Source organism: Moraxella equi, assembly GCF_002027555.1.
Lineage (GTDB): Bacteria > Pseudomonadota > Gammaproteobacteria > Pseudomonadales > Moraxellaceae > Moraxella > Moraxella equi.
In genome coordinates this window covers 1-4,572 of the sequence record NZ_MXAP01000110.1, presented here as the reverse complement: position 1 = coordinate 4,572, position 4,572 = coordinate 1, and the positions used below count along the sequence as shown (strand labels likewise).

Genomic DNA, 4,572 nt, shown 5'->3' with positions numbered 1-4,572 from the left:
TGCGTATTACGCACCAATATGCTAAAATTTGGACGGTAGGGGTAATTTATTCACCCAAAAATCTTACAATCAATCCTAACTGACGTCATGAGCGGTCTTACCTTACAAGGCGTGATTTGGCGGATACTGTCATCAAGGCTTGGGCGAGCGGTCAGCCCTGCAAAATACAGCATCGCAAGTACAGTCAAATCAAGCCCGCCATGCACCGTATAGCCAATGCCCCTTGACGGACGGGGATTAATCTCAAGGACTTTATGATTGCCATGTTCATCGGCACGGGTCTGCACGCTCACAATACCGTCCGCCCCAAACGATTGAATGAGCGGGACGACCACGTCCATGACAGACCGCTCATAACCGACATATTGTACCGAGCCGACCTTGTGGCGAGTGATAGCCCCGAGTATCTCGCCACGCTCGCACACCACGTCTATGGAGTACTCTTGTCCTGATAGGTAGGGCATGAGTAGCATAGGCGTTTGTTTGGCGTGGGGACTATTTTGGTGGGCGTGCAAAAATTCGTCGGTGTGGATTTTTTTGTGATTGGTGCGATACAGATGATAAAAGGGGTCGGTTTGACCATGATGATTATCCAAAATCCAAAGCCCTTCGGCAAAAATCCCCTGCACGGGCTTTATACACAGTCTTTGGTTGCCATGTTTGGCAATGAGTGCGGTCAGCTCATCAAAGCTGTCAAACCGCCACGCTGTCGCCACAGGTATGTTGTGGGCATAGCAGTGCTGGGTGAAGGTAAATTTATCATCAATGGTGTATAAGGTATCAACGCAAGTCGCCCCTGTCAAAAGACGCACGCCATGACGGGCAAGCTGTGAGTGATACGGTTCATAATCCACACCATTTCGTCCTGTCAGTAGCACCGACACACCTTTATTTATGGCACTGTCCACCACAAATGGCACACGGCTTTCATCATTAGGTTCGGCAATGGTTTCATCGGCAAGCGATAGGATTTCAGGGCGGTCATGGCGGTGGCTTGCGATGATATATAAATCGTGCGTTTGCTTAATGCGTTGTAGGGATATCAGCATATCACGCTAGCTGGATTGAGCTTCGGCAAGCCAAAGGGCGGTTGTCATGGCGTTTTTGGTAAAAATAAATAAGCTATTTTGGCATAAGACGATGAGTTTGGGTGTGAAAATTTTGATGATAAAAGACCTGCATTGACAAATGATAATTGTGCTATAATACCTAAAAAAGGACATTTTCCCATGACTTTAACCTTACAAAAAATAGAAGACATCGCCCCTGACCAAGCGTCCTTATCGTCCGCCAAAAAGCTCCTCTCGCCAAGCAAATGGCAAGGGCAGGGCTTTTGCGAAACCACCCACACCGCTTGGGGCGAGTGTCAAGGCTCAGGCTCAAAACCTTATTATGTCGTGGTTGATGTGTCTGACATCGGCTATAAATGTACTTGCCCCTCTCGCAAATTTCCCTGCAAACACGCCCTAGCCCTGATGTGGCGGTATGTGGACGACCCATCGCCCTTTGCCCCAAGCCCCACGCCTGACTGGGTGTCGGACTGGCTAGGCAGACGGCGAAAAACGACCAAAGCCGACACCGTAGACGACACAAAAAAAGACGGCACCTTTAAACCCAAAAAATCCATTGCCCTTGCTGACACCACAGACGACACCACTTCGCCCATTGATTCCGAAAAAGCTCAAAAACAAGCCGAATCCGCCAAAAAACGAGCCGAAAAAGTCAAAGCCACCACTGACGCCCAAATCAGTGCAGGGCTTGACGAATTTGTCGGCTGGCTTGACGACCAAGTACGGCTTGGCATGGGCGTGTTTTTGGATAAGGCAAGCGAACGCAGTCGGCAGATTTCGGCTCGTTTGGTGGATGCTAAGGCAGGCGGTCTTTCGTCTATGGTGGACGAATTGCCGTCTATACTGCACAATACCCCAAAGGCGGACAGAGCAAGCGTTGCCTTTGCCAATTTTGGGCGGTGGTATCTGCTATGCCAAGCATGGCAAAAAAATCCTGACGATCCCGATGTCCGCCGTATTATTACCAAAGCTGAGGACAAAGAAACCGTGCTTTTGGGTTCGCCTTTGGCGGTGATTGGGGCGTGGCAAGTGGTGGGCGAGAGGGTGGAGACACGCCGAGATGGGCTGATTAGCCACACCACTTATTTGGTGCGACTTTCGGACGAAAATTTGGCGGACGAAAATAGCGACCCTGCCACGCCAACCACTGCCGTACTTTTAGATTTTCAGCACCCAAGCGGTGGGGGCAAACGCACCACAGGCAAGGTTGGCTCGGTGATGGCGGGACGGCTTGTTTATTATCCCAGCCGTGTGCCATTTCGGGCGTTTTTTGAGACGGTGGAGACCAAATTTATCAACGCCAGCACTTCTTATTATGACCCTGCGGTCAAAGTGGTGGATAGCGATACGCCACTGCCTACTCTCATGCTTTGTCAGCAAAAATTAGCCACCGCCTACGCCACCCAATTAACCCACCTTGCTTGGGCGAATGAATTTTTGTACGCTGGGGGCAAGGGACGACTTGCCAAAGATGAGCGAGGGCGGTTTTGGTATATAAATGATGGCGAAACCATTTTTTTAAAAAACAATGAGTTATCCGAGCTTGTGTTGTCATCGGACATTGAGTCTGCCTTTATTTTGTGGGACGGACGGGCAGGCGAGCTACTTAGTGTGCAGACAAAATGGGGGCTATTGGCGTGCTGAGTTTATGCCACCAATGACACCACAAAAGCCATTCATAATTCAAAGCCAAAACGGTGCGTCATACGCACCTTGCGCCCAATATTGGTTTTGTTGTATTTTTTATGTTTTGGTGTTCAATAATGGATTATAATCCTATGATAAATAAAGAAAAAATAGACCAGTTTTATGCCAAATTGATGATTGCCAATGATGGCATTAGCGAGCCTTTGCCCTTTGGGGACGAGTTGTCCACGCTTGGAAAAATCACGCTCATTAGCCAGTATGAGACGATGATGTACGACCACGCCCCAAGTGGCGAGCTGACGCGTGCCAAACCTTTGCCAGAACTTGATTTGCCTGTGTTGCCAAAACATCTTTGGCGACTTTTGGGTCAGGTGTTTGAACAATGTTGTGATAATTATCTTACGATGGTGCGACTTTTGATGTTTATTCACAAGCGAGGCTATGGCGTGCCACCGACCGTTTGGCTACCGTCTAAGCACATGAAAACCGAGTTTAATGATGTGGATGGCATGAATTTTGAGGGTGAGTTACCAAGCCCTTATCTGGCATGGCTGGCGTGGGTCAATGACGAGCAGACCACCGCCTTTGATGAGCCATTGACGGCGGACAATTGGGACGAGTTTTATCCTGCCGAGCGGATTAGGCGACTAAAAAACCTACGCAAAAGCGACCCCAAAACCGCCCTTGATTTAATCAGTCAATTTGCCCCCAACGAACCTGCTGAAAAACGCTTGGCAATCATTGAAACGTTGGCGGTCAATTTGTCCGATGAGGATAAAGCATTTTTGCAAAGTTTGGATAAAGACCGCTCCCAAAAAGTCAAAGAACTCTCAAAACAATTATTGGCACGCTTGGGTAACTTTGACAATGATGATGAGCTTGCCGATGAATTGTTTGGTGAATTGGAAATGACGGGGGACGGCATTATGTTTAAGTCCACCAAAAACAACACCAAATCCCAAAACAATTTTGAAAAATTACAAAAGGTCAATTTCTTTGTCCTTGCCAAAAAATTTGACTTATCACTTGTGGATTTTGTGCTGGCTTGGGATTTTAAACATGGCAACCATTATCATCGTTATTATGATGTCAATGCCGTGCTGTTGGAGCGAGCCGTGCCGTTATTGAGCGATGAGGAAGTACAGCAAGTTGCCACCACGCTCATGCCTATCATGCTCAAAAACAGCTCTTTGTATTGGCAAAAAATACGTGCCAGATTACCTGTGTCATTTCGTCAAGAATTTGCCGACAAATTGTTTGCTAAGGGCGAGAGTTTTTTGTACTTATTGGGCATGATGCCTCATCAATTGCAAGTAAATGCCAAAACCTTGCAAGCAAGTAGCAGTTATAAAAAAATGATTGCCAATATTCAAAAATGGCAAGAAAAATATTCAGGCTATATTGATGATTATCATATTTGCCAAGAAGTCCGTGCCTTAGGATTACTTGTGGGTCAAGACACCGCCAAAGAATGCCTTGCCCATTTAGAGGGGTTGGGTATCATGAGAACCGACCCTGCATTATCAATGTTGCATTTTAATGCGTTGCTCGATAAAAGGGCGGATTGATTTTGATTGACAAAGTTGACAAAGTAGGGCGTGTTGAACTTTTGTATTTGCGATTAAAAATGAGAAAAATCGCACGATTTTCTAGGAAAAAGTCGCAGGCAATATGATAATATTGGCAAGACTTTTGACGCAGAAAATCAAGATTTAGCCATTTTTAATGCAAAAACGCATAATTTATTTCTAAAAATATTGCCAGCTTGTAAATAGTGTTATAAAGGTTCAACACGCCCTAAGGTGCATACCACGCACCATAAAAGATTAAGCTTAAAAACGGTGTGTCATACGCA

At 46.5% G+C, this 4,572-nt stretch carries 3 protein-coding genes; 2 read left to right on the top strand and 1 reads right to left on the bottom strand.

Going from position 1 to position 4,572, the window contains the following annotated elements; genetic code table 11:
* Positions 1-50: 50 nt before the first annotated feature.
* Complete coding sequence (locus B5J93_RS10440; protein ID WP_228144925.1) at positions 51-1,049, bottom strand: ATP-grasp domain-containing protein; 999 nt, start codon at positions 1,047-1,049, stop codon at positions 51-53.
* Positions 1,050-1,229: 180 nt separating this feature from the next.
* Between B5J93_RS10440 and B5J93_RS10435 the strand changes: the two genes are divergently transcribed.
* Together B5J93_RS10435 and B5J93_RS10430 are read left to right on the top strand one after the other, a co-directional pair.
* A complete protein-coding gene (locus B5J93_RS10435) occupies positions 1,230-2,714 on the top strand; it encodes an SWIM zinc finger family protein (protein WP_079326317.1) in 1,485 nt (494 codons plus the stop codon).
* A 119-nt stretch (positions 2,715-2,833) separates the two neighbouring features.
* Positions 2,834-4,285 (top strand): DUF5691 domain-containing protein, encoded by a 1,452-nt coding sequence (locus tag B5J93_RS10430; protein ID WP_079326316.1) that lies wholly within the window; start codon positions 2,834-2,836, stop codon positions 4,283-4,285.
* Positions 4,286-4,572 lie beyond the last annotated feature (287 nt).

Excerpts from the sequence above, each read along its gene's own strand:
- B5J93_RS10440 (WP_228144925.1), bottom strand. The coding sequence starts at position 1,049 with ATGCTGATATCCCTACAACGCATTAAGCAAACGCACGATTTATATATC.
- B5J93_RS10435 (WP_079326317.1), top strand. The coding sequence starts at position 1,230 with ATGACTTTAACCTTACAAAAAATAGAAGACATCGCCCCTGACCAAGCG.
- B5J93_RS10430 (WP_079326316.1), top strand. The coding sequence starts at position 2,834 with ATGGATTATAATCCTATGATAAATAAAGAAAAAATAGACCAGTTTTAT.